The sequence below is a fragment of the Frankia sp. AgKG'84/4 genome, assembly GCF_023242965.2.
In the GTDB taxonomy this organism is placed as follows: domain Bacteria; phylum Actinomycetota; class Actinomycetes; order Frankiales; family Frankiaceae; genus Frankia.
In genome coordinates, this window is the sequence record NZ_JALKFU020000494.1 from 1 (window position 1) to 4,091 (window position 4,091).

Genomic DNA, 4,091 nt, shown 5'->3' on the forward strand with positions numbered 1-4,091 from the left:
CCGCGTCGCTGCCCGGCGCGCGGCCGCGCGGCGCCAGCCCGGCGACGAAGTACGCGACGAGGAGAGCGGTAGGCGATGACCACCCAAGGCAGGGGTACGCGCCGGGCCGGGGCCCGCGGCAACGTGCGGGCCTTCCCCGACAACCCCGCGGAGGCGGCCGGCCTGACCCCCCGGCAGCGCAAGGTGCTCGAGGTCATCCGGGACGCTGTTGAGCGCCGCGGTTACCCGCCCAGCGTGCGGGAGATCGGTGAGGCTGTCGGGCTGACGAGCACGAGCAGCGTGGCCCACCAGCTCAAGGTGCTGGAGGAGAAGGGCTACCTGCGCCGCGACCCCAATCGCCCGCGGGCGATGGAGGTGCTCAGCCCGGACCGGCCGCGGCGCCGGGCCGAGAGCGGCAACGCGGCGGTGGTGGCCGCGTTCGGTGGCAGCCAGGCGCGGCTGGCGTCCGGTTCCGCCCAGGAGAGCGCGGCCACCTACGTCCCGGTGCTGGGGCGCATCGCCGCCGGTGGCCCGATCCTGGCCGAGCAGGCGATCGAGGATGTCTTCCCGCTGCCGAGGGAGATCGTCGGCGAGGGGACGCTCTTCCTGCTCCGGGTCGTCGGTGAGTCGATGACAGGCGCGGCGATCTGTGACGGTGACTGGGTCGCGGTCCGCCAGCAGCCGGTCGCGGACAACGGCGAGATCGTCGCCGCGATGATCGATGGCGAGGCGACGGTCAAGCGCCTGCGGGTACGGGACGGAAAGATCTGGCTGCACCCGGAGAACCCGGCGTTCAACGACATCCCCGGCGAGGAGGCGACCATCCTCGGCCGGATCGTGGCCGTGCTGCGCCGGGTCTGACCGGCATCCGGTCTGGCGGCCGGCCGGCCGGCGGCTCCCCGCGGGGAGCCGCCGGGCCCTCGGTCAGGCCGGCACAGGCCGGCCGTGGTGAACGGCCGGCCTGGCGCGAGGCACCGTCAGACCCGGGCCGCCGTCAGGCGTGGAACGCCCTCACACGCGGGGCACTGTCAGACGCGGGGCACTGTCAGACGCGGAAGGCTTCCAGCTCGGCGGCGAGTGCCGAGGACACCCTGGCGGCCAGCCTGGTGCCGTCCGCGGTGTGCTCCAGGTTGATCACCTCACCGTCGGCGTGCACCCGGGAGACGAGGTCGCCCCGGGTGTACGGGAGCAGGACCTTCACCTCCACATCCGGATGCGGGACCCGCTGGCACAGCACGTCGACCAGCGTGTTCAGCCCGTCCCCGGAGCGGGCCGAGACGAAGACCGCGTCCGGGGCGAGCTGGCGCAGTCCGGCCAGCATCGTGGGTTCGGCGGCATCAATCTTGTTCACAACGATCAGCTCGGGCACGTTGCTCGCCTCGATGTCGGCGAGGACCTCCCGCACGGCCGAGATCTGCCCGGCGGGATCCGGCGCGGAGCCGTCCACCACGTGCAGGATCAGGTCGGCGTCGGCGACCTCCTCCAGCGTGGAGCGGAACGCCTCGACGATCTGGTGTGGCAGGTGGCGGACGAAGCCGACCGTGTCGGCGAGGGTGAACACCCGCCCGTCGGGCAGGGTGGCACGGCGCACGGTGGGATCCAGCGTGGCGAACAGCGCGTCCTCCACCAGGACCCCGGCGCCAGTGAGCCGGTTCAGCAGCGACGACTTGCCGGCGTTGGTGTAGCCGGCGATCGCCACCGAGGGCACCTCGCCGCGCACGCGGGCCGAGCGCTTCGTCTCCCGCACGGTGGACATCGCGGCGAGCTCGCGGCGCAGCTTCGCCATCCGGGCCCGCAACCGCCGACGGTCCGTCTCGATCTTCGTCTCACCGGGACCGCGGGTCCCGATGGGGGCGCGACCACCGCCGCCGGCGGCGGCCCGGGACATCGACTCACCCCAGCCTCGCAGCCGCGGCAGCATGTACTGCAGCTGGGCCAGCTCCACCTGCGCCTTGCCCTCTTTCGAGGTCGCGTGCTGGGCGAAGATGTCCAGGATGAGCGCCGTCCGGTCGATGACCTTGACCTTGACGATCTCCTCGAGCTGACGGAGCTGGCCCGGGGTCAGCTCGCCGTCGCAGACCACCGTGTCCGCGCCGGTCGCGGCGACGACCTCGGCGAGCTCACGGGCCTTGCCGGAACCGACGTAGGTCGCGGCGTCCGGCCGGTCGCGGCGCTGCATGAGCGCGTCGAGCACGACGGAACCCGCGGTCGTGGCCAGTGCCGCGAGCTCCGTCATGGAGTCCTCCGCGGACTGCAGCGTGCCCGACGTCCACACGCCGATGAGCACCACCTGCTCCAGTCGAAGCTGGCGGTACTCCACCTCGGTGACGTCGACGAGTTCCGTGGCCAGGCCGGGGATGCGGCGCAGTGACGCGCGATCCGCCAGGTCCAAGCCGTCGCCCGAATCGGCGAAAAAGCCTGAAAGGTCGGCCGAATCTCCGTCGGCCAGCGTGAGGAGAGATCTGTCGGAAGTGGACGCATCCAGGGCGTCGGCAGGAAGTGTCATACCATCCGTTCTCAACGCGCACCGCTTCCGCGGCATTCCGCGTCGCTTCATCCGGCCTGGTCACGCGCGTGCGCGACCACTTCGGGGAATCCACCTGGCCCACCACCGCACGGCGCCACTCGCACCGCGTCGTGCCATCACGGCCCACCTGGGCGGATTCGGCCCGTCGCCTACGAGGGTCCCACGCCGGCACACCGATCGCGAACGGTTTCCCCCGTCGATCTGGCGATCAGGGTGATCGGCGTAGCCTCGGCGGGGTGTACCGCGAACGACGGGCCGGCCGGCTGCCGGCCACGGCCTGGATCGCGACTGCCCAGATGGGCCCGGAGGACCATCGGGTGCTGCCGGACGGATGCGTCGACATCATCTGGCACTCCGACGGCCGGCTGATCGTCGCCGGGCCGGACACCGCCGCCAGCACCGTCCGTTGGGCGCCCGGGGTGCGGTACGCGGGCCTGCGCTTCGATCCCGGTCTCGGCCCGGCCCATCTCGGTGTCGGCGCCGAGCAGCTGCGCGACAGCCGCGTCGAGCTGGCCGATCTGTGGGGTGCCGGCCCGGCCCGCCGGCTCGCCGAGCGGGTCGCCGCCGCGGCGGACCCGGCCACCGCACTCGCAGCGGAACTCGCGGGCCGCGCGACGCATCCCGGCCTGGCCGATCCGCTCGCGCCCGCCATCGTCGCCGGGATCCGGGGCGGGGTCGCGGTGCCCGGCCTCGCCCGCGCCGTCGGACTGAGCGAACGTCAGCTGCTGCGTCGTTGCCGGCGGATGTTCGGCTACGGCCCGAAGACGCTGGCCCGCATCCTGCGCCTGCAGGAGGCGGTGCGGGTCGCCGGCCCGGGCCGAAGCCTCGCCGACGTCGCCGCCGACGCCGGCTACGCCGATCAGGCCCACCTGGCCCGCGAGGTGCGGACGCTCGCCGGCGTCACGCCAACCGGACTGCTCGCCGCCGGTCCGACCAGCGCCGCCTCCCCCTGATCACGACGGCCGGCTGATCGGCGTGATCCGCCGGCCGGGCCGGGCCGCGGCCGGGGGACGCTCACGTGGTCGCGGCGACCGGCAGGGGGGCGTACAGGTCGACGTGGTTGCCGTCGGGGTCGAAGACAGTGGCGTAGCGCTGACCCCAGAAGGCGTCCCAGGGCTTCAGATGCCCGGTGTGCCCGGCCGCGAGCAGGTTCGCGTAGGCGGCGTCGACCTCGGCGGGGTCGGCGCAGGCGAAGGCCAGCCCCACGCGCCCGGGGCCGCCGGTTCCCGGCGTCCAGTCGGGATCGAACGAACGGATGGTGGCCTCGGTGTCGAAGGCGATCCGCAGGCCCCCGGGCAGGTTCACCTCGACGTGTGGCTCGGACTCTGCGCCCTGCGGCACCTTGAGCCCCAGCAGGCGGTAGAACGCCAGGCTGCGGCTCATGTCCGAGACGACCAGACCGATCAGATTGAAGGCGATTGTCATGACCGCAGGCTAGAACCGCCGGCCGGGGCCGGTCTTGTCGAAAACGGACGAGGTTCGGACGGACGAGGTTCGCCCGCCGCCGCGGTAGGCCGCGGGCGGCCGGATCAGCCGGCGACGGTGAGCCCGGCGACGTCGAGGACCTCCGCGGCCGCGGCGGCCC

General features: G+C 73.4%; 4 protein-coding genes. 2 read left to right on the forward strand and 2 right to left on the reverse strand.

All coding sequences use genetic code 11. The features are described 5' to 3' along the window. Positions 1–75: 75 nt before the first annotated feature. Positions 76–840 (forward strand): transcriptional repressor LexA, encoded by a 765-nt coding sequence (gene lexA / locus MXD58_RS21910; RefSeq protein ID WP_248838304.1) that lies wholly within the window; start codon positions 76–78, stop codon positions 838–840. 184 nt (positions 841–1,024) lie between these two features. On the opposite strand, the gene hflX is transcribed toward lexA, so the two are convergent. After that, positions 1,025–2,485 (reverse strand): GTPase HflX, encoded by a 1,461-nt coding sequence (gene hflX / locus MXD58_RS21915; RefSeq protein ID WP_248838303.1) that lies wholly within the window; start codon positions 2,483–2,485, stop codon positions 1,025–1,027. Between the two features lie 338 nt (positions 2,486–2,823). On the opposite strand from hflX, the gene MXD58_RS21920 reads away from it, so the two are divergent. Further along, positions 2,824–3,459 carry a helix-turn-helix domain-containing protein gene (locus MXD58_RS21920; protein ID WP_250609835.1) on the forward strand — a complete coding sequence of 212 codons (636 nt, stop codon included), beginning with the start codon at positions 2,824–2,826 and terminating at the stop codon, positions 3,457–3,459. Positions 3,460–3,520: 61 nt separating this feature from the next. Here the strand turns inward: MXD58_RS21920 and MXD58_RS21925 are convergent, their stop codons facing one another. Then, positions 3,521–3,931, reverse strand: a complete 411-nt coding sequence (locus MXD58_RS21925; RefSeq protein WP_248838301.1) for a VOC family protein — start codon at positions 3,929–3,931, stop codon at positions 3,521–3,523. Positions 3,932–4,091: the final 160 nt, after the last annotated feature.

Bases quoted from the DNA above. Each gene is read 5' to 3' on its own strand.
- MXD58_RS21925 (WP_248838301.1), bottom strand. From the start codon at position 3,931: ATGACAATCGCCTTCAATCTGATCGGTCTGGTCGTCTCGGACATGAGC.
- hflX (WP_248838303.1), bottom strand. From the start codon at position 2,485: ATGACACTTCCTGCCGACGCCCTGGATGCGTCCACTTCCGACAGATCT.
- lexA (WP_248838304.1), top strand. From the start codon at position 76: ATGACCACCCAAGGCAGGGGTACGCGCCGGGCCGGGGCCCGCGGCAAC.